Below are 25,920 nucleotides of genomic sequence, written 5' to 3' on the forward strand. Positions count from 1 at the left end.
GGGAACGACCTCAGCGGCGGGTGTTGACCATGAGTCCCAGAGGCTTGCCGACGAGGGACTCGCGCCGGATGGCGAGCCGATCAGCCACCGCGTCGAGGGCCTTGGCCGCCGGCGCCGAGGGATCGGCCAGGACGATCGGCGTGCCGCCGTCGCCCGCCTCGCGCACCCGGGTGTCCAGCGGCACCTGACCCAGCAGCGGCACCGAGGCACCCACCGTCCGTGACAGGGACGACGCCACCGTCTCGCCGCCGCCCGCGCCGAAGACCTCCATGCGGCTGCCGTCCGGCAGCTCGAGCCACGACATGTTCTCCACCACACCGACCAGGCGCTGGTGGGTCTGCAGCGCGATCGCGCCGGCCCGCTCGGCCACCTCCGCGGCCGCGGCCTGAGGGGTCGTGACGACCAGGATCTCCGCGTTCGGCAGGAGCTGGGCCAGGGAGATGGCCACGTCGCCGGTGCCCGGGGGCAGGTCGAGCAGCAGCACGTCGAGCTCGCCCCAGAACACGTCGGCGAGGAACTGCTGCAGCGCGCGGTGCAGCATCGGGCCGCGCCACACCACGGCGGCGTTGCCCGCGGTGAACATGCCGATCGAGATGACCTTCACGCCGTGCGCCTGCGGCGGCATGATCATGTCCTCGACCCGGGTGGGCTTGCCGTCGACGCCCAGCATGCGCGGTACCGAGTGGCCGTAGATGTCGGCGTCGATGACACCGACCGACAGGCCGCGCTTGGCGAGCGCCGCGGCCAGGTTCACCGTGACGCTGGACTTGCCGACGCCGCCCTTGCCGCTGGCCACCGCGTACACCCGGGTCTTGGAGCCGGGCTGGGCGAACGGGATGACCGGCTCGGCGCTCTGGCCGCCGCCGCGCAGCGTGGCCTGCAGGGCCTTGCGCTGCTCCTCGTTCATCACGCCGAAGTCGATCTCCACCGACTCGATGCCGGCGATCTTCGTCACCGCGGCGGTGATGTCGGTGGTCAGCTTGTCCCTCAGCGGGCAGCCGGCGACGGTGAGCAGCAGCTCGACCGTGACCTTGCCGCCGGCGACGGTGAAGCCCTTCACCATGCCGAGCTCGGTGATCGGCCGGCGGATCTCGGGGTCGTCGACCGTGGCGAGGGCGGCCTGGACGGCTTCCTCGAGGGTGGGGGCGGGTGCGGACATGCCGACAAGCTTACGTTGATGCCGGGAGTGCTTTCGCCGGCGTCAGGAGTGCTCTTCCTCCCACTCCTTGCGTTCCAGCTTCTGCCTGCGATGGGCGGCTTCGTCCAGCTCATCGGCGAGGCGAGCCAGCTCGGAGCGGACGAAGTCGCGCGTCGCCACCTCGCCCAGCGCGATGCGCAGCGCGGCGATCTCCCGGGCCAGATACTCGGTGTCCGCCTTCTGCATCGCCGCCCGTCGCCGGTCCTCGTCCATCGCGAGGCGGTCCCGGTCGGTCTGCCGGTTCTGCGCGAGCAGGATCAGCGGAGCGGCATAGGACGCCTGCAAGGACAAGATCAACGTCAGGAAGGTGAAGGTGTACGGGTCGAAGCGCATCGGCTTGGGCGCCAGCGTGTTCCACGCGAACCATGCCCCGATGAGCACGGTCATGTAGACGATGAACTTGGCCGTACCCATGTAGCGGGCGATGTTCTCCGACCACTGCCCGAAGGCCTCCGGGTCGAACCGGGGCAGCCGGACGCGGCCCGGCTCCACCGGCTGGTCCAGCCGGTCCCTGCGCATTTCGCTCATGCCCGGTCACCCGTCGTCTCGGTCATGCCCCGGCTCCCGGCAGGATGCCCGCGTCGTACTCGTCGTCGTTGACGTCGCGGTCCCGCCAGTCGCGCGGCAGCGAGTGGTCCAGGACGTCGTCGACCGTGACGGCGCCCACCAGCCGGTAGGCGCTGTCCACGACCGGCATCGCGACCAGGTCGTAGGTCGCCATCCGGCGGGTGATCTCGGTGAGGTTGGCCTCCGGCTGCAGCGGGTCGATGTCCGTCTCGATGAGCCCGCCCAGGATCGACGACGGTGGCTCCCGCAGCAGCCGCTGGAAATGGACCATGCCCAGATACTTCCCGCTCGGCGTCGCGGACGGCGCCCGGGCGACGAAGACCTGGGCGGCGACGACCGGGGACAACTCCGGCTCGCGGATGCGCGCCAGCGCCTCGGCCACGGTCGCGTCCGGCGGCAGGATCACCGGCTCCGAGGTCATGACCGAGCCGGCGGTGCCCGGCGTATAGCTCATGAGCTGCCGGACCGGGGCCGCCTCCTCGGGCTCCATCAGGTCCAGCAGGATCGTCTGTTCCGGTTTCGGCAGCTCGGCGAGAAGGTCGGCGGCGTCGTCCGGGTCCATGCGTTCGAGCACGTCGGCGGCGCGCTCGCGGTCCAGCCGTACCAGGATCTCCACCTGGTCGTGTTCCGGCAGCTCTTCCAGGACGTCGGCCAGGGTGCGGTCGCTCAGCGCCGCGGCCACCTCGTTGCGCCGCGCGTCGGAGAGGTCCTGCAGGGCGTTCGCCATGTCGGCCGGGCGCATCTGCTCCAGCAGAGCGACGAGGTTGGCGCTGCCCTGCATGTCGGTCGCGCCGACCAGGCCGCGGATCCGGTCGTACTCCACCTGGTACGTGTGCCCGCGCCGGGCGAGCCGGCCGGTGTGCTGGCGTACGGCGACCCGGGTGACCAGCCACTCGTTGTTGCGGTTGAGGTCCATGCCCAGGTCGACGACGGTCCCGGACTTCGGCGGCTGGTTGCCGTCCTCGGCGGTGATGCTGACCCGGCGGTCCAGCAGATCCTCGAGCACCAGCAGCTCGTTGGGCCGCTTCTCGAACCGGCGCAGGTTGAGGGTGCCGGTGCTGAGCACGACCGCTTCGGCGTCCATCGAGGTGACCCGCCCGATCGGCAGGAAGATCCGTCGTCGCAGCGCCATCTCCGCCACCAGCCCGACGACCTGCGGCGGCCGGTTGGTGGTCCGCAGCCGCACCACGGCGTCGCGAACCCGGCCCACTCGGTCGCCGTTGGGGTCGAACACGGGCAGAGCGGCGAGCCGCGCCAGATAAACCCTCGTCCCCATGGTCACAGGGTCAGCCTAGGTTAGCGTCACTTCATGTCGAGCCTCGCGTACGAGATCGTGGACGTCTTCACCAACCGCCCGTTCGCGGGAAACCCGCTGGCGGTGGTGTACGGCGCCGAAGCGCTCGCCGGTGACCAGATGCAGATGCTGGCACGCGAGTTCCACCTTTCGGAGACGGTGTTCGTGCTGCCGCCGTCCGACATCGAGGCCACGTACCGCGCGCGGATCTTCACCCCGGAGGAGGAGCTGCCGTTCGCCGGTCACCCCAGCATCGGCGCGGCGGTCACATCGGTACGGCGGGGACTCGCGGCGGCCGGGCGCGTCGTGCAGGAATGCGGGGCGGGACTGCTGCCCGTCGTGGTGTCGGACGCGGGCTCGGCGGCCCTGACCGGCGGTACGCCGACGAAGGGCAGGGAGTTCGCGCCCGAGGTGCTGCTGGAGCTCACCGGGCTCGCCGCCGACGACTATGCCGGCGGTTCGGCGACCCCGTCGGCGGCCGGGTGCGGCCTGGAGTTCGTGTATCTGCCGGTCGAGCGCCGGGCGCTGGCCCGGGCCTGGGCGGACACCGCTCGGGCGGCGCAGGCCGGGGTCTCCCAGATCAGTGTCTTCGCCTGGGACGACGCGACCCGCACCGCGTACGCCCGGGTGTTCTGCCCCGCAGTGGCGGTGCCGGAGGACCCGGCGACCGGATCGGCGGCGCTGGGACTGGGCGTGTGGCTGGTCGCCAACGGCCGACTGCCCGGCGAGGGTACGACGGCGTACACGGTGCACCAGGGCCTGGAGATGCACCGGCCGTCGCTGCTGGAGTGCACGGTGACGGCGTCGTCGGGCGCGGCCACGTCGGCGACGGTGGCGGGTCACGTGGTGCCGATCGCCAGGGGGGAGATCGCGGTGCCGCCGTTCGTCGGCTAGCGCTTCTTGCGTACCCGATGAAGGCGGAAGGGGCGGCGGACCGGGACCCGTGCCGGGGTTTCCCGTGGTGGTGCCGCCCCCGACTCCGCGGACAGCTCCGGCGCGGCGACCGGCGTAGCGTCCGACGGGGTGAGGCGGACGATCGCGCATCCGGTCGCGGCCCACCGCGCCACCTGCTCCTCGGCCGTGCCGGCGGCGTTCAGACGCTTGGCGGCGAGCTGCGGAGCGATCTCGTCCCAGGCCTCGGTGCCGGGGACGAGCCGCTCCACGCGCGTGTCGGCGATGACGATGAGCCCGCCGGTGTCGCCGCGGAGGCGCACCTGGGCGGTGGCCGCCTCGGCCAGCCCGGGCGCGGCCTGCTCGCCCGGGCCGCTCAGCACGATGAGGGTGCCGTCGAGCGGCAGGACCCACAGACCGATGGCCGGCCGGTCGTCGACGCTGATCCAGGCGATGCCGGCCTTCTTGATCGCCTCGGACACGAGCTCGGTCGTCACCGGACCATCTTCTCAGTTGAGCACGGGTACGCGGTCCAGCAGGTCGACGATCGCGGAAAGCGACGACACGCTCGGCCCGGCGAAGTCCTCGTCGTGGTTGAAGACGAGGTGGTCGGCCAGGTCGGGCGCGCTCAGCCGGATCGGGGTCATTCCCACCGCCGCCGCGCCGGTCAGCTCCTGGCTGCCGCCATCACCCACGTAGAGGCAATCCTCCGGCGCGACCTGCAACCGCCAGCAGGCCTCCAGGTAGATCAGGGGGTCCGGCTTGCAGCGTCCGACCTCGACGGAGAAGACACTGACGTCCAGCAGCGGGGCGATCGGCATGCTCGGCAGGAACGCGGGCAGCTCGTGCGTGCAGTCGCTGATCAGGGCGGTCCGCAGTCCCCGGCGCTTCACGGCGGCGAGGACGCTCTCCGCGTCGGAGCGGAGCTGGGTGTCCGCCCGCAACGCGTTGATCCTGGCCGGCACCGCGGCCTGCACCTGCGCCGCCAGCGGGCTGCCGCCCGCCTGCTCGGTGACCCACCGCAGGGTGGCCTCGGCCGAACCCAGCTGTCCGCGGGCCCGGACCTGGAAGGTACGGTCCAGGACACTCAGGACGGCGTCGGGATCGCATCCGAGCGCCCGTGCGATATCGGCGTGCTGTGGTCCGCGCTTGACGGATCGTGTCAAAGTGCCGAAGAAATCGAACAGCACCGCTTGGTAGGCGGGCATCGAAAACCACACTCCAGGGGGATTGACCGATGGGTATCGGCGGTGAGCGTAACGATCGCTTCACTTTCCGCTCAACAGAGGTCAACAAACTGTGACGTGTAGATGTGCAACAAGCGACGGCCGGGGATGATATGCGCGAGACACCCGCATACCTCACCGTCGCCGCTTTATTCATCGCTGTGGTCGCCGTCTCCTCCTCGGCGCCGCTGATCGCCTTCGCCGCGGCCCCGGCCCTGGCCGTGGCGTTCTGGCGCAACGCGATCGCCTTCGCGGCGCTGACCCCGATCAGCGCCGGACCGCGGCGGGCGGAGGTGCGGACCCTGCTGAGTGCCGACGGTCTGTACTGCGTCCTGGCCGGCGTTGCGCTGGCGGCGCACTTCGCCACCTGGATGCCGAGCGTCCAACTCGGCTCGGTGGCCACCGCGACGGCCCTGGTGGCGACGCAGCCGGTGTGGCAGGGTCTGCTCGCCGCGGCCCTTCCCTCCTGGAGCCGGGTCCGGGGCGGATCGCCGTCACGGCTCGGCTGGGCGGGAATCCTGCTGGCCGTGATCGGAGTCGCCTGGGCGACCGGAGTGGACATCGGCGTCTCGGCCCAGGCGGTCGTCGCGGATGTGCTCGCGCTCCTGGGAGCCATGGCGGCCGCGGTCTACACGGCCTTCGGTGAGCGTGCCCGCGCCCGGCTGAGCACTACCACGTACACCTGGGCCTGCTACGGGACCTGCGCGGCGCTGTTGCTGGCGGTGTGCCTGATCGCAGGCGTCCGGATGACCGGCTACGACCAGCGCACCTGGGCGGCGATCCTCGCCCTCGTGATCGGCGCCCAGCTTCTCGGACATTCGATGTTCAACTACGCGTTGCATCGGGTGACCGCGACGACGGTCAGCGTGCTCATCCTGCTGGAGGTTCCCGGGGCCGCACTGCTGGCGTGGGCGTGGCTGGGTCAGACTCCGCGGGCCGAAGCGTTGCCCGGGCTCGCGTTGCTGGTCGTGGGGGTTGCCGTGGTGATCCTTGCGGGGGCGCGGAGCCGCTCGGCGGCAACGGCGTCGGCGTCGCTGGCGGACGCCGCCGACCCGACGCCCAGCGGCGCTGGTCACTAGGCGGCTTCCCGCCGGGCCCTGGTTTCCCGCTGGCCCGGCTTCCCGCTAGGCCCTGGCTTCCCCGGCCGGGCTTCCCGGGTGGTTCCTCGCTTCCTGCCGCGTCTCCGGCGCCGTCCCGGTGCCGGATGAGCCTCGTTGAACCCTTGGCGAACTGCCGCCGCGCGCGGTAGAGAGGGAAGATGCGATGCGCCGCTTTCGATGTCCGCTGGGCCGTCTGCTGCTCGGAGCGGTGCTCATGACCGGAGCCTGTGAGGAACCGGAGATCAACCAGCCGGGACTGCTCGGCGGCTGGACCACGGCGGGCTGTGAGTTCTCGCGTAGCCCGGAAACAATGACGGTCGGCGGTCACGTGGTGCCGGTGACGTCCGAGCGCCTGGCGGCGGCCATGGCCCGCATCGACGCCGGCGGCCGCACGGACCACGCCGGCAGCTATGCGGGCCTCGAGGTCGACCAGGAACGCGTACGCGCCATCGTCTACCGGGTGCCGTCGGCGACATTCGACGACTTCATCCGCCGGGCGGCGCAGGACGCGTGCATCTTCGTCCGCGACGCCGAGCACAGCCTGAGCGAGCTGGCGGGCTGGCAGGCCGGCATCACCGCGGACCTGGACACGTGGAAGAGCCGGGGAGTCCGCATCTCCACGATCTCGGCCCGCCACGACGGCGTCGGCATCGAGATAGGCACCCAGGACGTCGAACGGGCCCGTCGCGAGATGCGTCGCCACTACGGCCGGTCCGCGCCGCTCATCTTCGTCGAGGAAGGCCCGGTGACCCCCGTCCGCAGCCGAGGCGTACCGACCGCACCCCAGGACGGCGGCTGAGGCCCGGCGGCGCTCTCGGCGCTGTGTGAACTGCTCGGCCGCGATTCGAGCCGGCCGTGGTTCAGTGGGTGCCGCTCGGGCCGGCCGTGGTTCAGTGGGTGCCGCTCGGGCCGGCCGTGGTTCAGTGGGTGCCGCTCGGGCCGACCATGGTTCAGTGGGTGCCGCTCGGGCCGGCCGTGGCTCAGAAGGTGGTGCTCGAGGGGTCGTTGGCGATGAGCACGCCCACCACGACCCCGACGGTCAGGGCGATGGCTGTCACGACCCAGCCGACGATGATGCCGGCCAGCGCCATGCCGCCGCCGTTCGCCCCCGACTGCCGGATCCGCCTCCGGGCGACATGGCCGAGAATCGCACCGACCACGCCGAGGATGCCCCCGAGCCAGAAGCCGCAGAGCCCCACGATCGAGACGCAGGAGACGACCAGCGAGGCGATCGCCATGCCGTCCGTGGGTCGGGGGCCGGGCGGGTACTGCGAGTATCCGTACGGGCTTCCGGCATAGCCGTAGTCGTACGGGACCTGCTGTCCGGCCGCGTAACCGTAGGGAGCGGGCGCACCGGGCGCGTAGGGATCCTGCGCCGCCGGCACCTGGTAGGCCTGCGGCGGCGCATACCCCTGGGGCGACCCATAGGGCGGCAGTGGCTGGTAGGCCTGGATCAGCGGGTCATGCGGCGGAGGCTGGCTGCCGTCCGGTGCAGGCGTCGGTGGGTAGGTCACGAAAAGCCTCCGTCCGGCGCGTACGTTCCGCCCAGGATAGAAGGCTCCGTCGCGGGGCGTAGTCCCGCTGACGGTGACGTCCGGCACCCATCCGTCGCGCCCGGATAGCCGTTCCGGTCAGCTCTCACGGTGACACCCTGGGTGCCGCGTTCGCAGGACATGATGTGCGCCACGATTGAGTCGATGTTTGCCCCTCTGCGCGCGAGCGGGCAGGATCGCCGCATGGTCTTCGACGCCCGTTCCACCACTGGTAGCCGGTCGAGGCGGGACGCCACGCGCCCGGCGGCCGGCCGCCGGCCCCGTTCCGCCGCCTCCGCCCTCGAGTCCGAGCCGCTCGCCGCGGAGTCCGCACCGGTGGAGACCGAGGACGTCGCGCCCGAGGCCGGCGAGGCCCCCGTCACCCTCCGCCTGGACGGCAAGGTCGCCCTGGTCACGGGCGCGGGCAGTCCCGACGGCATCGGGTACGCGACCGCGCGCCGCCTGCGCGACCTCGGGGCCCGCGTTGCGATCGTCTCCACGACCCGCCGCATCCACGACCGTGCGACGGAGCTCGGCGTGACCGGCTTCGTCGCCGATCTGACCGACGAGGCGGAGGTGGGCGCGCTCGCCGACGCGATCACGGACCAGCTCGGCGACGTCGAGGTCCTGGTGAACAACGCCGGCCTGGCGAGCCGCACCAGCCCGGAGGTGCTCCGGCCGGTCGCCCAGCTCACGTACGACGAATGGCGGGCGGAGATCGACCGTAACCTGAGCACGGCCTTCCTGTGCAGCCGGGCCTTCGTCGGCGGAATGTCGGAACGAGGCTGGGGCCGCATCGTCAACCTCGCCGCCACCGCGGGTCCGATCAACGCCCTTCCCACCGAGGCCGCCTACGCCGCGGCCAAGGCCGGCGTGGTCGGCCTGACCAGGGCACTCGCCATGGAACTGGTGGCGGACGGCATCAACGTGAACTGCGTCGCCCCCGGCACCATCTACACGGCGGCCTCGACCGTGACCGAGATCAAGCAGGGCCTCGGCACGCCGATCGGCCGCCCCGGCACTCCGGACGAGGTAGCGGCTGCGATCGCCTTCCTCTGCTCTCCGGCGGCGTCGTACATCACCGGCCAGATGCTGGTGGTCGACGGCGGTAACAGCGTCCGGGAGGCGGAATTCCGCTGACGGCTGCCCCGCTGCGGTGACTTCGGCAGCACAGCCGTCATTTACGCCTGGATGCAAGCGGCAGGCCGGGGTCTCTGAGCGCACACGGTTGCGTGACCTCAGACAAGGGCAGCCGTCTCCGTGACCAGCAGTCAGCGCCGCACCGCCCGGTGGATCGCTTGTCCACCGGGCGCCCGTATGTCAGGCGGTGCTGGTGGTGGCGGCCGCAAGGAGCGGGATGATGGCCAAGGAAGCGCAAAAGAGCACGTATAGACCGGTGATGATGTAGCTCACCCACAGCCCGGCGGTGGCCAGCCCGTCCCCGGACTCGCCGCTGCTGCGCATCTGCTTCTTCGCCACATGGCCCATGACGATGCCGGCGGGAGGGAAGACGAAGGCGAACACCAGGCTCAGGATCGCCATCGTGTTGGTCGGCGCCGGCATCTGGCCATAGGGCTGCTGGGCGTACGGCTGGCCGTAACCCGGCGGCGGGTACTGCTGCTTACCGTAGGGCTGCCCGCTGGTAGGCATTCCGTACGGCGGCGGCTGCCCGTACGGTTGCCCACTCGACGGCGCACCGCTGGACGGAGCCGCGTAGGGGTCCTGCGAGTACGGCGAGGTGGGATCGTAGGGCGGCTGCTGCCCATAGGGCTGCTGCGGCTGATACGGGTCCGGCGTGCCACCGGGCGGCGGTGGGTAGGTCATCAGTGGTCCTCCTAGTTCACCCGGCACCGTACTAGCCTGCGAGGACGTCGAGTCATCCCGATACCGCGTGTCTAGCAGTCCCCGGTTGTCACAACCCGTCAGGGACAGCCCGCGGCCCGTTCAGCCACCGTCCCGGCGGGCATGCCCGAGCATCGTGAGGCAGCACCGCTGTCACCAGGCCGTCACCGCAGCTTGGTGAGGTTGCCGACGGCACGCTCGACGGCGAGGCAGAGGTCCTCGACGTAGTCCATGCCGGCCTCGGCGGCGATGCGGCGGGCCTCGGCGGAGACGATGCCGGTCTGGAGCCACACCGCAGGCGCCTTGACGGCCGCGGCCTGGCGGACGATCTCCACGGCGTCGGCCGCGGGACGGAAGATGTTGACCAGATCGACGGGTTCGGGCAGGTCGGCCAGGGTCGGCACGGTCTTGACGCCGAACACCTCGTCGACGAACGGGTTGACCGGGATGATCTTCCAGCCGTGTCGGAGCATCTGAAGCGGCACGGAGTGCGACGGCTTGCGGGGCTCGCGAGAGGCGCCGACGACGGCGATGACATTCGCCTCCGCCAAGATCTGCTGTGCACTCCTCATGTCTCGACTCTATCGACGCACGGCCGATGGACCACGCGAACCCGACGGGATTTCGGCGCCCCGCGCGGTCTCACAGCCATCAACACCTCCTGAGCAACAACGCCAGCACCTACCGACCTCTCCGCCCGCCCTGGCGGTGGCTGACCGTCGCCGCCGCGCTGACCTGTGACCTGGATGTCCTGGGGCGGCCGGGCCCCGGGTGTGCGGGCGGGGCCGGCGTGTGCGGGCGGGGCCGGCGTGTGCGGGCGGGGCCGGCGTGTGCGGGCGGGGTTCGCGTGTGCGGGCGGGGTTCGCCTGTGCGGGCGGGGTTCGCGTGTGCGGTGGCCGGGGTCTCCGCAGGGACGGCGCCGGGGGTCACATCAGCGTGAGCTGGCGGGGCTCTTCCTGCCTGATCGTCGCCGCGTTGCCGGTGGTGTCCTTGTCGCTTGCGACCTGGCGTGCCTCGGCTGGGGCCGCGCGGTGCAGGCCGTGGCGGCGGGCCGCCAGGCGTACCCGGGCGGCGATCTCGTTCTGGAGCGGCTGCGGCAGGTAGGAGCCGCCGCGGAACAGCTCTCGGTAGCGGGGTGCCAGGTCGGGGTGTTCGCGGGTCAGCCAGGCGGCATACCACTCGCGGGCCCCGGGGCGCAGGTGGAGGGCGAGCGGGGTCACGCTGGTCGCTCCGGCGGCCGCTATCGCCTGGACCGTTTCCTCGATGGACCCGTCGGTGTCGGTGAGACCGGGGAGGATCGGTGCCATCAGGACGCTGACCGAGAAGCCGGCGTCGGCCAGGCGGCGGACCGCGTCGAGGCGCCGCCGGGGGCTGGGCGTGCCGGGCTCGACCGCTCGCCACAGGCTCTCGTCGAGGAATCCGACGGAGAACGCCAGCCCTACCGTCGTCACCGTGGCCGCCTGCCGGAGCAGCGCCAGGTCGCGCAGGATCAAGGTGCCCTTCGTCAGGATGGAGAACGGGTTGGCGAAGTCGCGCAGCGCCGCCAGGATCTGTGGCATCAGGCCATACCGGCCCTCGGCCCGCTGGTAGACGTCCACGTTGGTCCCCATGGCGATGGGTGCACCGGTCCATCGTGGCGCGGCGAGCTCACGGCGCACCAGCTCACCGGCGTTCACCTTGACGACCACCTTGGAGTCGAAGTCGTGACCGGCGTCGAGGTCGAGGTAGGTGTGCGTGTTCCGGGCGAAGCAGTTGTGGCTCACCACCCCGTCGGCGATGAAGTCCCCGGTGCCGGTGGTGATGTCGTAGAGCGGGAGCGTCAGCCCGAGCTCCTCGATGTCGGCGACGGTCAGCTCGGCATCGCTGCGCACGCCGACTCCGGAAGCGTCCAGCGGTGCCTCGCTCACTCCGGTGAGGTGCCGAAACCGCAGGGCGGCCCACAGGTCGCGGGCCACCTCAACCGAGTAGACGCCGCCGAGCTGGGGGTGAGGCGGGCGCCCGCTGGGCAGGCCGAGGTGCGTGAGGGCGTCGGTCACCCGGTCGAGAAATCCGTGGTCGCGGCTGGTGAACACGACGGCCAGGCGGTCCGCCGATCCGGTGGCACCGAACGCGCCGGCCAGGAAGCCTCTGTGCCACTCGCCCGAGGCCGTCTCCGGCCAGCGCAGCGCCTGGTGCAGGGGGACATCCTCGAGATAGGCGTCGGCGCGGACCCACGCATCACCCTCGCGCGGGCCGGTGGCGGCGCCCGCGTCGCCGCGGACCAGGCCGCAGAGAAAGCCGGTCTTGTAGTCGGGCGACTCCTTGGGCGGGTCGGCGAAGTGACCCACGCCGGACATGCGGTCGCCGACGGCCAGGGCGGGCTGGTGCGGCTCACCGGGGCTGACGTGCCGCCACCCCCGGTCGGTGAGGAACCGATGGTCGCCGCTGGCCACGAGGCGGGTGCCGTCCGCCAGCGTGACGCGGAACGCGGGTCGCGACGTCGGCCAGTGGTCGAGGACGGTCGTCGCCACGTACCGCCGGTGCGGGCCGGCGCCCATCGTGCCGAGCACCGCGTCGCCCACCCGGAGCTGCGACAGAGGCCGCGTCGACCCGTCGGCCATCAGGATCGGGGTGTCGCCGCTCAGGCAGTAGGAGCAGGCGTGTGAGCAGCCGCGATAGGGATTGACTGTCCACTGGAACGGCACGCGGGAGGCGCCCGGCACCCGATTGATGATCGACTTTGCCCGGACCTCGTAGAACGTCATGCCCGAGAAGCCCGGGGTGTCGAACGTGCGCACGGTCGCTCCGGGCAGCGCCAGCGGCAGGGGTGAGGCCGCTGGCGCTGCGTCCTGGAGCGAGTCGTCGCCGGTCGGTGCCGACAGGTGAGACCATCGCATGGCGAAGATTCGAACACATGTACGAGTCGACTGTCCAGCCGACTCACCCGGCCTGTGGACAACGGTGGCTGGGAACGCCGAAGCGCCGCGAATCGAGGGACTCGCGGCGCTTCGGCGTCGTTCTATGGTGCGGCCCTGACGCCGCGGTCGCCTCGCTACTCGGTGGCGGTGGTGGCGAGCTGCTTGCGTACGTCTTCCATGTCGAGCTTCTCGACCTGCTCGATCAGGGACTCGAGCGCGGACTCGGGGAGGGCTCCCGGCTGCGAGAAGACGATGACGCCGTCGCGCACCGCCATGATCGTCGGGATCGAGCGGATGTCGAACTTCGCGGCGAGCTCCTGCTGTGCCTCGGTGTCGACCTTGCCGAAGGTGATGTCGGGGTGCTTCTCCGAGGAGCGCTCGTACGTCGGCGCGAAACGCACGCACGGCCCGCACCAGCTAGCCCAGAAGTCGACCAGCACGATGCCGTCCTTGCCGGTCACCTCATCGAAGTTCTCTGCGGTCAACGTAACGGTCGCCATGATCTCTCCGTCCACGGGATTGGGGCTACGTGGCCATTCAACCGATCGTCCACCTCGGCAATTCCCATGCCCAGGCGGGAGGCACGTGGTCTGAGGCACGATTTCGAACCCGCCGGCGGACGCGCCAGGCCCGATCGTAACCGAAAGTAGGGAGAGAGTTTTCATATGCTGCGAATCGGCGTGCGTCCATGTGCCTGGGGCAGCGGCAACAGCCCTGTCCAGCTCAGCGGGATAACAATCCCATCGCCCGTAGGCACGAATAGATAACAAACCTAACTGTGACCTGGGTCACTTTGAAAACCCTTCACATGTGCACGGACGGTAAGGCAAACTCTTTCTCAACAGAGCGTGGGCGGCGGGTGCCGGGGAGGGCCCCGCCGCTCATTGCGTCTCCTGACGGATCGACCAAGCCGTGACGTTCCTGGCCGGTATCCGAGATGATCGACACCATGTCCGGGCCGCCACGGCCACTACGGCGCGAGCCCGGCCGAGACGGCGGCGGCTTGCGGGGTTACCGTCCTGCACCATGACGGCCGACGAGGTGATCACCGAAAGCGGGCTTCCCGCACCCATGGCCGGGAGTGAGCCGCACCTCGAGGTCGGCGTCGGGCCCTGGGCGGGTCCCTGGCCCGACGACGAGCGCTATGACCCGGAGCTTCTCGAGCAAGGCGACCGCCGCAACGTCGTCGACCGGTATCGCTACTGGCGCCGCGAGGCCGTCGTCGCCGATCTTGACCGCCGGCGGCACGGGTTTCATGTCGCGATCGAGAACTGGCAGCACGATTTCAACATCGGGACCGTGGTCCGCAACGCCAACGCGTTTCTCGCGGCCGAGGTGCACATCGTCGGTCGGCGGCGGTGGAACCGGCGGGGTGCGATGGTCACCGATCGGTACCAGCACGTCCGGCATCATCCGACGATCGAGGCTTTCACGGACTGGGCGGCCGGCGCGGGGTTGCCCATCATCGGGATCGACAATCTGCCGGGCTCGCGCCCGATGGAAACCGTCACCCTGCCGAAGGAATGCATTCTGCTCTTCGGCCAGGAGGGTCCCGGACTTTCCGATCCCGCCCGCGCGGCGTGCCGCGAGCTCTTCTCGATCGCCCAGTACGGGTCCACGCGCTCGATCAATGCCGGAGTGGCGAGCGGCATCGCAATGCATTCATGGGTACGGGCCCACGCCGGCCCGCCGCCGAGTTGACCTGGAAGATCCCCTGCGGAACATACGGGTCCCCGTCGTCGGGGGGCGCCGCCCTGAGCAGGGTGACCGCCGTGCCGGGCGGCATCCGGGCCGGCCTGCCCATCCATTCGGGTTCTGCCGATCCGCTTGACGGAGGCCGCCCCGACCCGCACCTTTAGAGGGTGGGTGTCACGGTGAGTTGCCCCCGTTGTGCTGCTCAGGTCCGGCCGCCGGACCTGATGCACAGTGAATGGCGCTGCGACAACTGTGGCGACGTCCACCCGTTTCACGTGGCCGACCACATCGGGCCGGAGATCCTCGACAGCGCCCTGCGCCAGCCCGTTCGATCCGTCGGGCGCATGCCCCTGTGGTGTCCTTGGCCGCTTCCGACCGGCTGGATGGTCACCGGCGTCGGCTGGGCGGGTGACGATCGATCGGGTGTCAGCGCGACCGCGCTCTCCTGCAGCGGCCCGGATCCGCTCGGCGGCGGGCCGGCCGACCTGGTGTTGATCGCCGAGCAGCCCGGTGTCGGGCTCGGCACGCGCTTCGCCGGCATTCCCGGCATCGATCCGGGTTATCTGATCGCCGAGGCGCTCGGCGACGGCGGTGGGCGACCCGGTCCGCACGCCAAGATCAAGGCAGGTGGGCATCCGACTCCACTGTGGTGCGTCAAGTCCCCGGAGGACCGAAGCGCCTACGTGAGTGAGGCCAAAGGAATGTGGCTCTATGCGGTAGCGTGGCCCGCAAGCGCGGGCTACTTCCTCGCCGAGCATGTCGTGCTGCACGACCTGTCCGACGGGATTCCGCCCGAGCTCGTGTACGGAGCGCCGTCGCCCTACCTGCACGGCAGGGTCTGACCTTTTCGGCTGACCTGCGGGACCGGTATCGGCTTTTCGGACACAATGTTCACACTGAGCAGCGAAACTGATACCGTGAGTGTTGCCGCGGCGTCGACCGTACCCGCAACGGAGGAGCAGGCCCGCCATGATCAAGAAGGTTCTCACCTGGCTTGGCATCGCATTCTTGATCTTCTTCATTGCGTTCAACCCGAACTCGGCCGCGGCCGTCTTCGAGTCGCTCGGTTCCACCATCGGAGACATCGCCCGCGGTTTCGGAACGTTCTTCACCAACCTCGTCGCTTAACATCGGCGCATGGGTCCTGGTGAGCCGCGGCAACCTGATGGTGAGGGTGCGCGCCGCCCTCAGGACGACGACGAGAACTTCGGCTACAACGATCCCGCCTTCCGAGACGACGGTCCGGAGTATGCGCGGGGGCGGGCCTCAGCGGACGGTCCCGGCTATTCGCCCAGCGCAGGGTACTCAGCGGACGCCGGCTACTCGCCGAGCGCGGCCTTCGGCGACGACTACGAGACGCGTCAGCAGGAGCGCTACCGGGATCCCGGCGAGTACGAGCCCCCCGTCTTCACCCAGGAAGAGCTGGAAGGACTCGGCGGAGACAGCGCGGGCGTCCCGGGTGGACCCCGCCGCGTACTGCCGCTCGAGGACGAGCCGACCACACTGGTCTCCCGCTATCTCTTCCCGACCGAGCGCTATCGCGGCGAGTGGAAGCGGCACTGGATCCATCTCTCCACACCGCTGCTGATCGGGATCGGCGCCACGCTGCTGCTCGGTTACCTCGCCGGCTTCCTGACCCGGCAGAACATCGACGGCCTGGTCACTGCCGCGGTGCTGATCTGGCTGGGAGTGATGGGCTGGGTCGCGTGGAAGGTCGGCGATTGGTATTTCGACCGCTTCATCCTCACGAACAAGCGCGTGATGGTGGTCAACGGCATCATCACCCGCCGGGTCGCGATGATGCCGCTGCTCCGGGTCACCGACATGAAATATGAGCAATCCGCGCTCGGCCGGATGCTGAGCTATGGCACGTTCGTGCTGGAGTCGGCGGGCCAGGACCAGGCGCTGCGTGAGGTCAAGCACCTGCCCAACCCCAACGAGCTCTACCTGCGAGTCGTGGAGGAGATGTACGAGCCGCAGGCGGTCGAGGCCCGGCTGGGCAAGGACGGTGACGCGGGCGACGATGCCTGACGTCCGTACGAAATCTTCGGCGACCACCCGATAGCGTCTGGCGAGTGACCAGAATCGACCTGCACTGCCATTCGACCGCCAGTGACGGCACACTGACCCCGGCCGAACTGGTCCTTGCCGGGGTCGAGGCGGGTCTGGACGTGATGGCCATCACTGATCACGACACCACCGGCGGGTGGGCGGAAGCCGCGGCGGCGCGGCCTGCAGGCCTGACTCTGGTACGCGGCGCCGAGCTCTCCTGCCGCTGGTACGGAGTGGAACCGGCGATCCCGCTGCACCTGCTCGCGTACCTGTTCGATCCGGCGGAGCCCCGGCTCGCCGCCGACCTCGCGCGGCTGCGCAGCGACCGTGAGCAGCGGGCCGAGAAGATCGTCGACCTGTTGCGTGCCGACGGGGTGGACATCAGTTGGCCCGAGGTCAGTGGCTATGCGGCCGGGGGCTCGGTCGGGCGTCCGCACATCGCCCAGGCGCTGATCCGTGCCGGGCTGGTCCGGACGACCAATGAGGCGTTCGCCTCGCGCTGGCTGGGCGCGCGCTACTTCGTACCCAAGGCTGATCTTGATGTTTTCGAGGCCGTGCGGGCGGTGCGGGAGGCGGGCGGGGTGACCGTGTTCGCCCATCCGAACGCCACGATCCGGGGCCGGATCGTGCCGGACAAGCTGATCGTGGACCTGGCCGGGGAGGGCCTTTTCGGACTCGAGGCCGACCACGAGGACCACACGCCGGAGCAGCGGGCGCACGTGCGGGCGCTCGCCGACGAGCTCGGCCTGGTCGTCACCGGATCGTCGGATTTCCACGGTACGCACAAGACCGTGCGGCTCGGGGCCTTCACGACCGAGCTTGCCGCGTACGGGAAAATCGTGGCCGCCGCGACCGGAGTGCCCATCCTGGGGTGACGGTTCTCGCAGTTCAAGGCGGTTCTCCGCCGCGCCGCCTAGGTTGAGCGCGTGGATCTTAAGTTGTTCGGCGAGGTCTTCGTGACCCTCCTGGTGATCGTCGACCCCCCGGGCATGGTGCCCGTCTTCCTCGCCCTGACCCGCACGCTGCCGTCCAAGGAACGTACGCGGGCGGGCACCCAGGCGGTTCTGCTCGCGCTCGGCGTGATCGTCGGCTTCGCGGTCGCGGGGAAGACGCTGCTCGACTATCTGCACGTCCAGCTCCCCGCTCTGCAGGGCGCGGGCGGCCTGCTCCTGATCCTCGTGGCGTTGCAGTTGCTCACGGGCAAGGCGGACGAGTCGTCGGAGCAGGGCGGTACGACCAATGTGGCGCTGGTGCCGATCGGCACCCCGCTGTTGGCCGGACCGGGCGCGATCGTGGCGACGATGCTGTTCGTGCAGCGTGCGGACGGTGCGGTGGATTACACGATGATCGGCCTCGCCATCCTCGCGGTCATGTTCGCGGTGTGGCTGGTGCTCCGGTTCTCCGGCGGGATCGTCAAACTGCTACGGCCGGCCGGCATCGAGGTGCTGACCCGGATCGCCGGTCTGCTGTTGGCGGCCATCGCGGTGCAGCTCATCGCCGATGCGGTGGCGGCGTTCGTCAAGCTCTACGCCTGAGGCCGCCCGTCTTGCTCGAGGTCGCCCGCCTTGCTTCAAGGTCGCCCGTCTTTGAGGTCGCCCGTCCGGGCGGCGGTTTTGTCGGAGGGTCCTGGCAGGATTGAGCCGTGCCCAGGACCTCGCAGCGATCGGCCGCCGTACCCGAGCAGTTGGGGTTCGCCGGCATGCCCGAGCGCCTCTTCGTCTGCACGCCGAGCAGACTCGGTGCCTACGCCGACTGCCCGCGGCGTTACCGCTACAGCTACGTCGACCGGCCCAGTCCGCAGAAGGGGCCGCCGTGGGCGCACAACTCGCTCGGCGCGAGTGTGCACACGGCCCTCAAGAACTGGTATGCCCTGCCGGTCGCCCGCCGAGGCACCGACGCCCTGCCGGCGCTGCTGAAGGCGACATGGGTGCGCGAGGGCTATCGCGATGTCGACCAGGAGCGGATCACCTATCGCAAGGCCCTCGGGTGGCTCGAGACCTACGTCGCGGGGCTCGATCCGGAACAGGAACCGCTGGGCGTGGAGCGGGTGGTCGCCACCAAGACCGGAGTTCTCGCCTTCAACGGCCGGGCCGACCGCATCGACTCCCGCGCCGGCGAGGCCGTCATCGTCGACTACAAGACCGGCCGATCCGGCCTCGACGCGGACGACGCCCGCGGGTCACAGGCTCTTGCCCTTTATGCGTACGCGGCCCAGCGCGTGTTCCGCCGCCCCTGCCGTCGCGTGGAGCTGCACCATCTGCCCAGCGGCACCGTGGCGGCCCATGAGCACACCGAGGAGTCGCTGGCCCGCCAGGTCACCCGGGCGGAGGACACGGCCCGCGACATCATGGCGGCCGAGAAGGCGATCGCGGCCGGGGCGGATCCCGACGCGGAGTTCCCGACCAATCCCGGGACGTTGTGCGGGTGGTGCGATTTCCGGCGGACGTGCCCCGCGGGCGCGGAGGTGCAGGGCAAGGAGCCCTGGTCGGCCGTCGAACATCTGGAGCGCGCGGGGTAGGCGCTTGTTTCTTGGGTTGGTGCTTGCCCGGGCTGGTTCTTCGTTGGCTGGCGTTCGTCCGGCTTGGTTCTTCGAGGGCTGGCGTTTGCCCGGGCCGGTCTCCGTGGGCTGGCGTTTCTCTGGACCGATTCTCCGTCGGCTTGCGTTCGCCGGGTCGGTTTCTGGGCTTGGAGGCGGTCGGGTTCGCTAGGTGGAATCCGGGTTTGGGGCCGACAGAGTTCCGGCCGACTTGTGGTCAGGCCAGGCCGGCTCGTTGGAGGGCTTCGCGGCGCATCGGCGCGACGCGGTACCGCTCGGGTAAGGCGGCGAGCCCAGCCTTGATCAGCAGTCGGATCCCGCGCACGGAGAGGTCCGCCGACAGGTCGGTCGTCGGCCAGCCGAGGCCGCCGAACATCCTGCGTGCCCAGGGCGGCAGCATGGCGACCGCCGTGGCCGCGATGCCGAAATACGCCCATCGTGTCGGGCCCAGGGTGAGCCCGAGGCGCAGCGCGGAGCTTCCCCAGGACGCGGGCACCGGCGGAACCGTGAGGAAGAACGCCGTCTCCGCGCTGTCCCGGGTCAGTCCCAACTCCGGCTTCATCGCCTCGAAATAGTCCGCGACCTCGGCCGCCGTCGCGGGCACCGTGGCGGGATCGAGCCCGACGAGCTCGGCGGCACGCACCTGCTCGGTGTAGTAGCGGTCGACCTCGTCGTCGGTGAGGTCCAGCCCTGCGCGCCGGGCCGTGGTCAGGAACGACTCCACCTCGGTCACGTGCACCCAGCGAAGCAGGTCCGGCTCGTTGATGCGGAAGGTCTCGCCCGTACGCGGATCGGTCGCGGTCATCCTGGCATGCAGCCGCCGGATCCGGCTCGCCACGCGCGCGACCTCGGCCGTCGTGCCGTAGAGAACGGTCTCCACGTACGTCGTGGTGCGCTCGAGCCGTCCCCACGGGTCCGAGCGATAGCTGGAGTTCTGAGCGATCGCCGCGACGGCCCGCGGATGAAGGGCCTGCAGGTAGAGGGAACGGAGACCGCCGAGGGTGACGATCGGTTCCCGGTGCACCTTCCAAGTGACCGAGCCAGGACCGAACAGCCCGAGGTCGTCGTCCGTGGTCATGTCCTCCAGCGTGCCACGTAGAAGGTGAATTTGAACAGGTTCAGGGTTGTGCGTGTCGGGGCGGCGCGAGGTCGGGCACGGCCGACCGTGCCGATGAACCAGATCGATCCGGTGAGCGTTAACGCGAGCAGGGGGTCGTACCTGGCTCGAGTTGGCCCTAGGCTGGCGCCCATGATTGTTTAACGTTCAAGGAGGCTGACTGTGTTCGATCAGATAAACGGCCTTCCCGTCCACGCCCTCGTGCTCCATGCGGCGGTCGTGTTCGTGCCGCTCCTGGCTCTGGCGGCAGTGGCTTACGCGTTCGTGCCGAGCTGGCGGGCGAAGGTCGGCTGGGCGGCGATCCTGCTGGCCGTCGCCGCCCCGTCGTCGGCCTTCGTAGCGAAGCAGTCGGGCGCCGAACTGCACGACCGCCTCGTGGCGAACGGAATGACGGGGCCGGCGCTGGCCAAGATCGATGAGCACGCGGGCTTCGGCACGATGACGTTCTACTACTCGCTCGCCCTGGGCATCGTGACTCTCGTCATGGTGTTCCTCACGCTCAGGAGCGAGACCCGCCGTCTGCCCAAGGCGGCCGACCTGGTGCTCGCCGTGATCATGTTGGCGCTCGCGGCGGTGTCCGGATACTACGTTTTCATGACCGGTGACTCGGGCGCGCAGGCGGTCTGGGGTAGTTGACAGGCAGCCGTCCCGGCCGCCGTGTGGGGTGGTGGCCGGGACGGCGTTCGGTCGTCAAGTACCGTCCGGGCGTGGCGCGGTGAGGCATCGTTCGGGCGTGGCGGGTGACCGATCGTTCGGGCGTGGTGCGGTGAAAGAGCTGTTCTGGCGTGGTGCGGTGAGAGGACCGCTCGGGCGTGGTGCGGTGAGAGCCGTTCTGGCGTAGTGCGGTGAGAGCCGTTCTGGCGTAGTGCGGTGAGAGAGTCGTTCTGGCGTGGTGCGGTCAGAAGATCGCTCGGGCGCAGAGCAAGAACATGACGATCAGGGCTATCGCGCCCGCCACCAAGCCGACGCCGTAGGTGATGGTGCGGGCCGCACCCTCGGACTCGTCCAAGGCTTCCATGTCCTGAGCCGGCATGCTTCGTGGCGGCGGCGGCTCGGACACGACCGGGGGGCGCCAGAGCGGAGACGCCGGCGCCGGGCGTGGCGGCCCCTCGTACGCGGGTGGCCTCGGCTCCGGGGGCGCCGTCGGACGCTCGGCGCCGAACGGGTCCCCCGCCGCCGCGTCGGGGCGCCGCCAGTATGCGTCGTCGTCGGATCCGGTCGGGGCTCTCACGTTCATCGACGCTACATCCATCGGGTGCCGACAGCGCGCACGACGCGGCTTACCCTCTTACCGTGGACATCCTTGACGAGCCCGACCGCGACGCCGACGCCGAGCGCACCGTGGACTTCGAGTCCGAGGAGACGCCGCTGCTTCCGGAGCAGACCCGCGACGACACGGAACGTGGCTGGGGTTACAGCAGCTCCGCCGATTCCAACGACGATCGTCTTCTGGAGGACCGGCCGCCGCATTGGGGCTGACCAGCGCGGACTCGACAGGTTCCTTCCGGAGGTGGGTGCCCGGTGATGTCGTTCGGCGCGCCAGAAGCGCGTCTGGACGGGCACCCAGCACGCTGCATCGCGCCCAGCAGAAGGCGCCCGCCGGTGGCACGCGGCAGATTCCCAGCGTCGGGGGCTCTTGGCGTGAGGGCTGGGCGCTGCGGCGTCCGGTGGGCGGGCGTGGGCGGGTATAGCGCCCAGCGGTCGGCCGCACGTCTCCGTCCCGGACCATGCCAGCGCCGCGGCGGTTGCCAACATCGCTGCGAGCGCCGCCAGGCGGAGCAGGACCGTTCCTGCCCGCCTCCGTCGGCGTACCGGAGTGAGGTCGGATTTTGAATGGGTTCTGTTCGGAGTCAGCCACACGCCGCGAAGCTAGCGAGTCCTCCGATCGTCGCGGGTCGGGCCTGTGGACAACCGCACTTTGTGGATAACTCCGGGGACCGTTGGCCAGGGCGGTAGAAAAGACGGGCACGCCAACGCGTCGGCCGTTCTGGCGCGATGCCGAACTCGGCGCCGGCCTGAGATCGGAAGACGCCGAGCCCAGGCACCGTGCCGTGTCTCAGTAATACGCCGAGCGCTGGTAGACGCTTCGTGGGCTGACGTCAGCTCGGGGACGTCAGCTTAGGGGACGCTGGCCCGGGAGGTTGTCAGCCCGGGAGGTTGTCAGGGCAGGCGGTGTCACCCCGAGCGGTTGTCACCCCGAGCGGCTGTCAACCCAGGCGGTTGTCAGCTCGAACAAATTGCCAGCCCGAGCGACTGGCAGCCCAAGCGGATGTCAGCTCGCGCTGACGTCAGCTCAGGAGGACGTTGAGGCGGTGGACGACGTCGTGGCAGGAGCGGGAGAGGGAGACGGAGAGGAGGCCGCTGGTGCCGACGAGGTGGATGACGTCGACGACTCCGACTTGCTGTCGGACGACGAGGTCGAGGATGTCGTCGTGGACGGCTTGTCCGAGCTGCCGTTGCCCGAGCGGGAGTCGTTGCGGTAGAAGCCGGAGCCCTTGAAGACGATGCCGACCGAGTTGAAGACCTTGCGGAGCTTGCCGCTGCAGGCGGGGCACTCGGTCAGCGCCGGGTCGGAAAAAGACTGCACCCTTTCGAGCTGCTCCCCGCACTCGGTGCATGCGTACTGGTACGTGGGCACTGGTCCTCCGCGTCGATCTCGATTGCTGGCACTCGCCGACTACGAGTGCCAATGCTCCGTCATCGGAGTTTATTTCGTCCAGTCCAGGCGCTCGCTGAGGCCCTCGCCAGGTGTGATCGCGGCGTGTACGCGACGGTCGTGCGGCTCTGCGGGGACCTCGGCGAGGAGTTCTCCGTCGTGGAGCAGGGCGACGGTGAAGGTCGTGACGGGAACGCGGGCGAGCGCGCGGTCGTACGAGCCGCCGCCCCTGCCCATGCGTATGCCGCGGCGGTCGACGGCTAGCGCGGGTACGACGACCAGCTCCGCCTCAGACACTGCGGCGGTGCCCAGCCGTGGCCCTGCCGGCTCGAGGAGGCCTCGCGGACCGGGGCGGAGGGACGACCGGCCTTCGTACGGTGCCCAGTCCAGGTCTCCGTCCGGCATCAGGACCGGCAGGAGCACCGAGGCGGTGGGTGCTGCACGGCGGAGCGCCTCCAGAAGATCGGGGCCGCCGGGCTCGGCGCCGATTGGCACATAGGTGGCGATGACTGTGGGTGATTGGTGGCGTACGTGGCTCTCGAGGGCTTGCTGGAGCCGCGTGGCTGCGTCAGCGAGGGTGTCAGGCGTTTTCGATCTACGCAAAGCTAGGAGTTGACCTCGGAGAGCCACCTTCTCGGCGCGGCAGCTTTCCGCATCACGGGTGAAATCGGACATGCAACACCCCCTTTGTAAAACCGGCAAACGGTGCGCACTATGTCAGCATCGCTCCAAAGAAGGCCGCTTCCAGGAGGTCGTGTGACTCTGCGTGGCCGACTCACTGCGGCCTTTTTGGCGGTCGTGCTCGGCCCGGTCCTGCTCGGATCCTTCTTCGTGGGGATGACCGTGTCCACGGTGAGCCGGGACCGGACGGTCGAGCGGCTTGATCATGCCGCAACAACGGTACGGAGTGCGATGGGTGCCTTGTGCGGCCAACTGCAGGCCGTGGCCGACGCCGTCGCCGTGCTGCCGGAGGACGCCAGGAGGCCGGCAGCGGATCAGATGGTGACCCGTGGGCTGGCCGCCGAGGTCCGGATCGTGAGCCCTGCCCCGAGCGCCGGATCCGGCCCGGGAACGAGCCTCCCGTCCAGGATCAGCCAGCCCGGCGAAGGGCAGCCCGGAGAAAGGCAGGGCGCGGTCGGGCAGGGCGCGGCGGAGCAGGCGGTGGCGGGCCAGGGCGCGGTCGGGCAGGGCGCGGCAGAGCAAGGCCTGGCAGAGCAGGGCACGGCAAGACCGGGCGCGGCAGAGCAGAGCGCCGCAGAGCAGAGCGCGGGAGGGGAGGGCGAGGCAGCGAAGGGTGAAGACCGGGCAGTGGAACTCGACGGCGGCGAAAGTCGAGCTGAAGAGCGCGACTGCGCAGGCCCGCCCGCCGCGCCGGCTCCCGGTGCCACTATCACCGCCGTCACCGCAAGCGCTGTGGGAGGCGACGTTGCCGTGATCGCCCTGGCGCGGACGGACGAGGACTTCATCCATCGCCTGGCCCACACCAGCGGTGCCACCGTCGACCTGGAACGCAGCGGCGGGGCTGCGCGAGGCACCGGAACACGCGGGCACAGCGGGACGGCCATGCGGACCATCGCGGGCGGTCCCGGGCAGCCACTTCCTCTTGTCGTATCCGTTCCCGCCCGGACGCCGTTCCCGCTCTACGCCCTGCTCGCCGCCGCGGTGGTGCTCGTGGCCGGAATCGCGATCGTGGTCGCCCGGTGGCTCGCCCGGTCCACGACCCGTCCCCTCGAGGAGCTCGCCTGGGCCGCCGGCAAGGTGGCCGACGGTGAGTTGGGGGTACGGGTACCGGTCCAGCGGGACGACGAGATCGGGCGGCTCGCCCGGACCTTCAACCGGATGACCCGGGAGTTGCAGGCGTACGTGCAGGCGCTCACCGCCAGCCGGGACCAGCTTCGCGGGCATCTCGCCATCCTGGGCGACACCCTTTCCAGCACCCACGACCTGGACCGCATTCTCCGGGTCATCCTCCGGACCGCCCTGTCCGCGAGCGGAGCCCGGGCCGGGATCGTGCTGCTCACCGATCCGGCCGGGGGCGACCTGGTCGCGCGGTGCGCCGAGGGGCTCACCGGCCGCTGGGACGTGCCCGACGACGAGCTGGCCTCGCTGCGGGTGCCGCGCGGGCGCGGGATCCTCGGTGCCGTCGCGGCCGGTGGGGAGCCCCGCCGGGGGTTCTGCGGGCTTGGGGGCGGGGTGGTCGACGAGCCGGCCTGCCGGACGTACGTCGCCGTGCCGATCTGCGCGCCGGCGACCGTTGGTGATCCGCTGGTGCCGGGGGAATGGGACACGGTCGGGCATCCCGCCACGCTGGGCGTGCTCGCGCTGTACGACCGGCTCGGCACCGATGAGTTCGACGACGCCGACCTGCTCATGCTGCGGACCTTCGCTGGGCAGGCCGGGGTCGCCGTGCACAACGTACGGATGCACGAGGAGGCTCAGCGGCTTTCTCTCACTGACCCGCTCACGGGGCTGTGGAACTACCGTTACCTGCGGGAGTCGTTGCGCCGCGAGGTGGAGCGGGCCAACCGGTTCGGGCGGATGCTCACCGTGCTGGTGCTGGACCTCGACCACTTCAAAGAGGTGAACGACACGTACGGGCATGCCGCCGGGGATGCTGTGCTGGGCGAGTTTGCCCGGCGGGTCCGGGTGGGGCTTCGGGAGGTCGACGTGGCGTTCCGGCAGGGTGGTGAGGAGTTCGTGGTGTTGCTGCCCGAGACCGATGCTTACGGCGGGATCATCGTCGCCGAGCGGCTCGGGGCCGCCGTTCGCGATCAGCCGGTATTGATCGATGATCGCAGATCTGGCTCGGGCGGCGCTGTCGAACGGGTGTCGATCAGCGTCTCCATCGGGATCGCCGTGTACCCCGAGCACGGCACCACGGCCGACCGGGTGCTCGCCGCCGCAGACGACGCGCTGTACGCGGCCAAGAACGCCGGCCGGGACACCTACCGCCTCGCCGAGACCGCTGCCGGCATGAAGCGGCCGGCCGGCAACGCGGCAACTCCTGCCGAGCCCACGCAGGTGGGAGACACTGGAGCCCCTGTCGAGCCGACGCAGATGGGAGGCGTGCGAGCCCCTGCCGAGCCGACGCTGACGGGAGGCGGCGTGGGCATCCCTGCCGAGGCGGCGCTGGCGACCGGCGCCGCGGGGATTTCCGCCGAAAGCGGCGCCCCTGTGACGCAGGCGTCGGTTTCGGGGGGAGTCGACGAAGGGCAATTCGACCATCCGGAATCCATGCCGGGCGCGTCTGGCGGGCCACAACCGCCGCGGCAGAGCCGTGGCCGATAGTCTCGCGGAATGTCCGGGCATGAACTCAG

The 25,920-nt window shown here is 70.2% G+C and carries 28 protein-coding genes and 1 pseudogene; 15 read left to right on the forward strand and 14 right to left on the reverse strand.

The features are described from left to right. Positions 1–10: 10 nt before the first annotated feature. From EDD30_RS23220 to EDD30_RS23230, 3 genes are read right to left on the reverse strand one after another with little or no spacing between them, the layout of a single operon-like run. Positions 11–1,159: an Mrp/NBP35 family ATP-binding protein gene (locus tag EDD30_RS23220; protein WP_071803129.1), complete on the reverse strand. Its 1,149-nt coding sequence runs from the start codon at positions 1,157–1,159 to the stop codon at positions 11–13. A gap of 42 nt (positions 1,160–1,201) precedes the next feature. Then, positions 1,202–1,726 carry a DUF1003 domain-containing protein gene (locus EDD30_RS23225; RefSeq protein WP_071803130.1) on the reverse strand — a complete coding sequence of 175 codons (525 nt, stop codon included), beginning with the start codon at positions 1,724–1,726 and terminating at the stop codon, positions 1,202–1,204. Between the two features lie 22 nt (positions 1,727–1,748). Next, entirely contained in the window at positions 1,749–3,047 is a 1,299-nt protein-coding gene (locus EDD30_RS23230; protein ID WP_071803131.1) for a magnesium transporter MgtE N-terminal domain-containing protein, read from the reverse strand. 27 nt (positions 3,048–3,074) lie between these two features. Here EDD30_RS23230 and EDD30_RS23235 point away from each other — a divergent pair, with 27 nt between their 5' ends. Next, on the forward strand, positions 3,075–3,953 hold the full coding sequence (locus tag EDD30_RS23235; protein ID WP_071803132.1) for a PhzF family phenazine biosynthesis protein: 879 nt from the start codon (positions 3,075–3,077) through the stop codon (positions 3,951–3,953). Here EDD30_RS23235 and EDD30_RS23240 read toward each other — a convergent pair. Both EDD30_RS23240 and EDD30_RS23245 read right to left on the reverse strand, forming a co-directional pair. Continuing rightward, positions 3,950–4,447, reverse strand: coding sequence for a hypothetical protein (locus EDD30_RS23240; protein ID WP_071803133.1), 498 nt, complete (start codon positions 4,445–4,447; stop codon positions 3,950–3,952). The genes EDD30_RS23235 and EDD30_RS23240 overlap by 4 nt on opposite strands. Before the next feature lie 12 nt (positions 4,448–4,459). Continuing rightward, on the reverse strand, positions 4,460–5,158 hold the full coding sequence (locus tag EDD30_RS23245; RefSeq protein ID WP_071803134.1) for an HAD family hydrolase: 699 nt from the start codon (positions 5,156–5,158) through the stop codon (positions 4,460–4,462). 131 nt (positions 5,159–5,289) lie between these two features. Here EDD30_RS23245 and EDD30_RS23250 point away from each other — a divergent pair, with 131 nt between their 5' ends. Both EDD30_RS23250 and EDD30_RS23255 read left to right on the forward strand, forming a co-directional pair. After that, complete coding sequence (locus EDD30_RS23250) at positions 5,290–6,255, forward strand: DMT family transporter (RefSeq protein ID WP_071803135.1); 966 nt, start codon at positions 5,290–5,292, stop codon at positions 6,253–6,255. 184 nt (positions 6,256–6,439) lie between these two features. After that, on the forward strand, positions 6,440–7,075 hold the full coding sequence (locus tag EDD30_RS23255; RefSeq protein WP_071803136.1) for a hypothetical protein: 636 nt from the start codon (positions 6,440–6,442) through the stop codon (positions 7,073–7,075). A 181-nt stretch (positions 7,076–7,256) separates the two neighbouring features. Here EDD30_RS23255 and EDD30_RS40855 read toward each other — a convergent pair whose 3' ends face one another. Then, positions 7,257–7,790 (reverse strand): DUF4190 domain-containing protein, encoded by a 534-nt coding sequence (locus tag EDD30_RS40855; protein WP_071803137.1) that lies wholly within the window; start codon positions 7,788–7,790, stop codon positions 7,257–7,259. Between the two features lie 222 nt (positions 7,791–8,012). Here EDD30_RS40855 and EDD30_RS23265 point away from each other — a divergent pair, with 222 nt between their 5' ends. After that, positions 8,013–8,948, forward strand: a complete 936-nt coding sequence (locus EDD30_RS23265; protein ID WP_071803138.1) for an SDR family NAD(P)-dependent oxidoreductase — start codon at positions 8,013–8,015, stop codon at positions 8,946–8,948. 180 nt (positions 8,949–9,128) lie between these two features. Here EDD30_RS23265 and EDD30_RS23270 read toward each other — a convergent pair whose 3' ends face one another. From EDD30_RS23270 to trxA, 4 genes are all read right to left on the reverse strand, one after another. Beyond that, a complete protein-coding gene (locus tag EDD30_RS23270; RefSeq protein WP_071803139.1) occupies positions 9,129–9,632 on the reverse strand; it encodes a DUF4190 domain-containing protein in 504 nt (167 codons plus the stop codon). A gap of 182 nt (positions 9,633–9,814) precedes the next feature. Beyond that, a complete protein-coding gene (locus EDD30_RS23275; RefSeq protein WP_071803140.1) occupies positions 9,815–10,222 on the reverse strand; it encodes a CoA-binding protein in 408 nt (135 codons plus the stop codon). 354 nt (positions 10,223–10,576) lie between these two features. Continuing rightward, positions 10,577–12,526 (reverse strand): intein-containing Rv2578c family radical SAM protein, encoded by a 1,950-nt coding sequence (locus EDD30_RS23280; RefSeq protein WP_071803141.1) that lies wholly within the window; start codon positions 12,524–12,526, stop codon positions 10,577–10,579. Between the two features lie 155 nt (positions 12,527–12,681). Further along, positions 12,682–13,047, reverse strand: a complete 366-nt coding sequence (gene trxA / locus EDD30_RS23285; RefSeq protein ID WP_071803211.1) for a thioredoxin — start codon at positions 13,045–13,047, stop codon at positions 12,682–12,684. A gap of 571 nt (positions 13,048–13,618) precedes the next feature. Between trxA and EDD30_RS23290 the strand changes: the two genes are divergently transcribed. The 7 genes from EDD30_RS23290 to EDD30_RS23315 all read left to right on the forward strand — a co-directional run bounded on the left by EDD30_RS23290 (position 13,619) and on the right by EDD30_RS23315 (position 18,812). Next, positions 13,619–14,248 (forward strand): TrmH family RNA methyltransferase, encoded by a 630-nt coding sequence (locus EDD30_RS23290; protein ID WP_071803212.1) that lies wholly within the window; start codon positions 13,619–13,621, stop codon positions 14,246–14,248. 173 nt (positions 14,249–14,421) lie between these two features. Next, positions 14,422–15,084 carry a DUF6758 family protein gene (locus EDD30_RS23295; protein WP_342353746.1) on the forward strand — a complete coding sequence of 221 codons (663 nt, stop codon included), beginning with the start codon at positions 14,422–14,424 and terminating at the stop codon, positions 15,082–15,084. A 127-nt stretch (positions 15,085–15,211) separates the two neighbouring features. Further along, the gene (locus EDD30_RS39305; RefSeq protein WP_023562582.1) at positions 15,212–15,370 is read left to right on the forward strand and encodes a hypothetical protein; all 159 of its coding nucleotides are present in this window, start codon (positions 15,212–15,214) and stop codon (positions 15,368–15,370) included. A gap of 9 nt (positions 15,371–15,379) precedes the next feature. Further along, the gene (locus EDD30_RS23300) at positions 15,380–16,273 is read left to right on the forward strand and encodes a PH domain-containing protein (RefSeq protein WP_071803143.1); all 894 of its coding nucleotides are present in this window, start codon (positions 15,380–15,382) and stop codon (positions 16,271–16,273) included. A 44-nt stretch (positions 16,274–16,317) separates the two neighbouring features. Then, complete coding sequence (locus tag EDD30_RS23305) at positions 16,318–17,169, forward strand: PHP domain-containing protein (RefSeq protein WP_071803144.1); 852 nt, start codon at positions 16,318–16,320, stop codon at positions 17,167–17,169. 51 nt (positions 17,170–17,220) lie between these two features. Next, positions 17,221–17,829 carry a MarC family protein gene (locus tag EDD30_RS23310; RefSeq protein ID WP_071803145.1) on the forward strand — a complete coding sequence of 203 codons (609 nt, stop codon included), beginning with the start codon at positions 17,221–17,223 and terminating at the stop codon, positions 17,827–17,829. 164 nt (positions 17,830–17,993) lie between these two features. Continuing rightward, entirely contained in the window at positions 17,994–18,812 is an 819-nt protein-coding gene (locus EDD30_RS23315; RefSeq protein ID WP_084556108.1) for a RecB family exonuclease, read from the forward strand. A gap of 235 nt (positions 18,813–19,047) precedes the next feature. Here the strand turns inward: EDD30_RS23315 and EDD30_RS23320 are convergent, their stop codons facing one another. Next, complete coding sequence (locus EDD30_RS23320) at positions 19,048–19,908, reverse strand: oxygenase MpaB family protein (protein WP_071803147.1); 861 nt, start codon at positions 19,906–19,908, stop codon at positions 19,048–19,050. A gap of 201 nt (positions 19,909–20,109) precedes the next feature. Between EDD30_RS23320 and EDD30_RS23325 the strand changes: the two genes are divergently transcribed. Further along, positions 20,110–20,583 (forward strand): DUF2231 domain-containing protein, encoded by a 474-nt coding sequence (locus EDD30_RS23325; protein ID WP_071803148.1) that lies wholly within the window; start codon positions 20,110–20,112, stop codon positions 20,581–20,583. 262 nt (positions 20,584–20,845) lie between these two features. Here EDD30_RS23325 and EDD30_RS23330 read toward each other — a convergent pair whose 3' ends face one another. Then, on the reverse strand, positions 20,846–21,184 hold the full coding sequence (locus tag EDD30_RS23330) for a translation initiation factor 2 (RefSeq protein WP_071803149.1): 339 nt from the start codon (positions 21,182–21,184) through the stop codon (positions 20,846–20,848). A 56-nt stretch (positions 21,185–21,240) separates the two neighbouring features. Here EDD30_RS23330 and EDD30_RS23335 point away from each other — a divergent pair, with 56 nt between their 5' ends. Both EDD30_RS23335 and EDD30_RS40860 read left to right on the forward strand, forming a co-directional pair. Beyond that, entirely contained in the window at positions 21,241–21,426 is a 186-nt protein-coding gene (locus EDD30_RS23335; protein WP_071803150.1) for a hypothetical protein, read from the forward strand. A gap of 833 nt (positions 21,427–22,259) precedes the next feature. Beyond that, complete coding sequence (locus EDD30_RS40860) at positions 22,260–22,430, forward strand: hypothetical protein (protein WP_244945694.1); 171 nt, start codon at positions 22,260–22,262, stop codon at positions 22,428–22,430. Between the two features lie 62 nt (positions 22,431–22,492). On the opposite strand, the pseudogene EDD30_RS41540 reads toward EDD30_RS40860, so the two are convergent. Together EDD30_RS41540 and EDD30_RS23345 are read right to left on the reverse strand one after the other, a co-directional pair. Further along, a pseudogene (locus tag EDD30_RS41540) lies at positions 22,493–22,585 on the reverse strand (FmdB family zinc ribbon protein); the annotation flags it as partial. 69 nt (positions 22,586–22,654) lie between these two features. Beyond that, a complete protein-coding gene (locus EDD30_RS23345; RefSeq protein WP_071803152.1) occupies positions 22,655–23,278 on the reverse strand; it encodes a 5-formyltetrahydrofolate cyclo-ligase in 624 nt (207 codons plus the stop codon). 162 nt (positions 23,279–23,440) lie between these two features. Between EDD30_RS23345 and EDD30_RS23350 the strand changes: the two genes are divergently transcribed. Further along, positions 23,441–25,891, forward strand: a complete 2,451-nt coding sequence (locus EDD30_RS23350; protein ID WP_084556109.1) for a diguanylate cyclase — start codon at positions 23,441–23,443, stop codon at positions 25,889–25,891. The last annotated feature ends 29 nt before the right edge of the window (positions 25,892–25,920 follow it).

This window comes from Couchioplanes caeruleus, assembly GCF_003751945.1.
Lineage (GTDB): Bacteria > Actinomycetota > Actinomycetes > Mycobacteriales > Micromonosporaceae > Actinoplanes > Actinoplanes caeruleus.

Bases quoted from the DNA above. Each gene is read 5' to 3' on its own strand.
- EDD30_RS23245 (WP_071803134.1), bottom strand. From the start codon at position 5,158: ATGCCCGCCTACCAAGCGGTGCTGTTCGATTTCTTCGGCACTTTGACA.
- EDD30_RS23280 (WP_071803141.1), bottom strand. From the start codon at position 12,526: ATGCGATGGTCTCACCTGTCGGCACCGACCGGCGACGACTCGCTCCAG.
- EDD30_RS39305 (WP_023562582.1), top strand. From the start codon at position 15,212: ATGATCAAGAAGGTTCTCACCTGGCTTGGCATCGCATTCTTGATCTTC.
- EDD30_RS23225 (WP_071803130.1), bottom strand. From the start codon at position 1,726: ATGAGCGAAATGCGCAGGGACCGGCTGGACCAGCCGGTGGAGCCGGGC.
- EDD30_RS23255 (WP_071803136.1), top strand. From the start codon at position 6,440: ATGCGCCGCTTTCGATGTCCGCTGGGCCGTCTGCTGCTCGGAGCGGTG.
- EDD30_RS23290 (WP_071803212.1), top strand. From the start codon at position 13,619: ATGGCCGGGAGTGAGCCGCACCTCGAGGTCGGCGTCGGGCCCTGGGCG.
- trxA (WP_071803211.1), bottom strand. From the start codon at position 13,047: ATGGCGACCGTTACGTTGACCGCAGAGAACTTCGATGAGGTGACCGGC.
- EDD30_RS23235 (WP_071803132.1), top strand. From the start codon at position 3,075: ATGTCGAGCCTCGCGTACGAGATCGTGGACGTCTTCACCAACCGCCCG.
- EDD30_RS23275 (WP_071803140.1), bottom strand. From the start codon at position 10,222: ATGAGGAGTGCACAGCAGATCTTGGCGGAGGCGAATGTCATCGCCGTC.
- EDD30_RS23345 (WP_071803152.1), bottom strand. From the start codon at position 23,278: ATGTCCGATTTCACCCGTGATGCGGAAAGCTGCCGCGCCGAGAAGGTG.
- EDD30_RS23220 (WP_071803129.1), bottom strand. From the start codon at position 1,159: ATGTCCGCACCCGCCCCCACCCTCGAGGAAGCCGTCCAGGCCGCCCTC.
- EDD30_RS23265 (WP_071803138.1), top strand. From the start codon at position 8,013: ATGGTCTTCGACGCCCGTTCCACCACTGGTAGCCGGTCGAGGCGGGAC.
- EDD30_RS23270 (WP_071803139.1), bottom strand. From the start codon at position 9,632: ATGACCTACCCACCGCCGCCCGGTGGCACGCCGGACCCGTATCAGCCG.
- EDD30_RS23250 (WP_071803135.1), top strand. From the start codon at position 5,290: ATGCGCGAGACACCCGCATACCTCACCGTCGCCGCTTTATTCATCGCT.
- EDD30_RS23350 (WP_084556109.1), top strand. From the start codon at position 23,441: ATGACCGTGTCCACGGTGAGCCGGGACCGGACGGTCGAGCGGCTTGAT.
- EDD30_RS23320 (WP_071803147.1), bottom strand. From the start codon at position 19,908: ATGACCACGGACGACGACCTCGGGCTGTTCGGTCCTGGCTCGGTCACT.
- EDD30_RS23315 (WP_084556108.1), top strand. From the start codon at position 17,994: ATGCCCGAGCGCCTCTTCGTCTGCACGCCGAGCAGACTCGGTGCCTAC.
- EDD30_RS23300 (WP_071803143.1), top strand. From the start codon at position 15,380: ATGGGTCCTGGTGAGCCGCGGCAACCTGATGGTGAGGGTGCGCGCCGC.
- EDD30_RS23330 (WP_071803149.1), bottom strand. From the start codon at position 21,184: ATGAACGTGAGAGCCCCGACCGGATCCGACGACGACGCATACTGGCGG.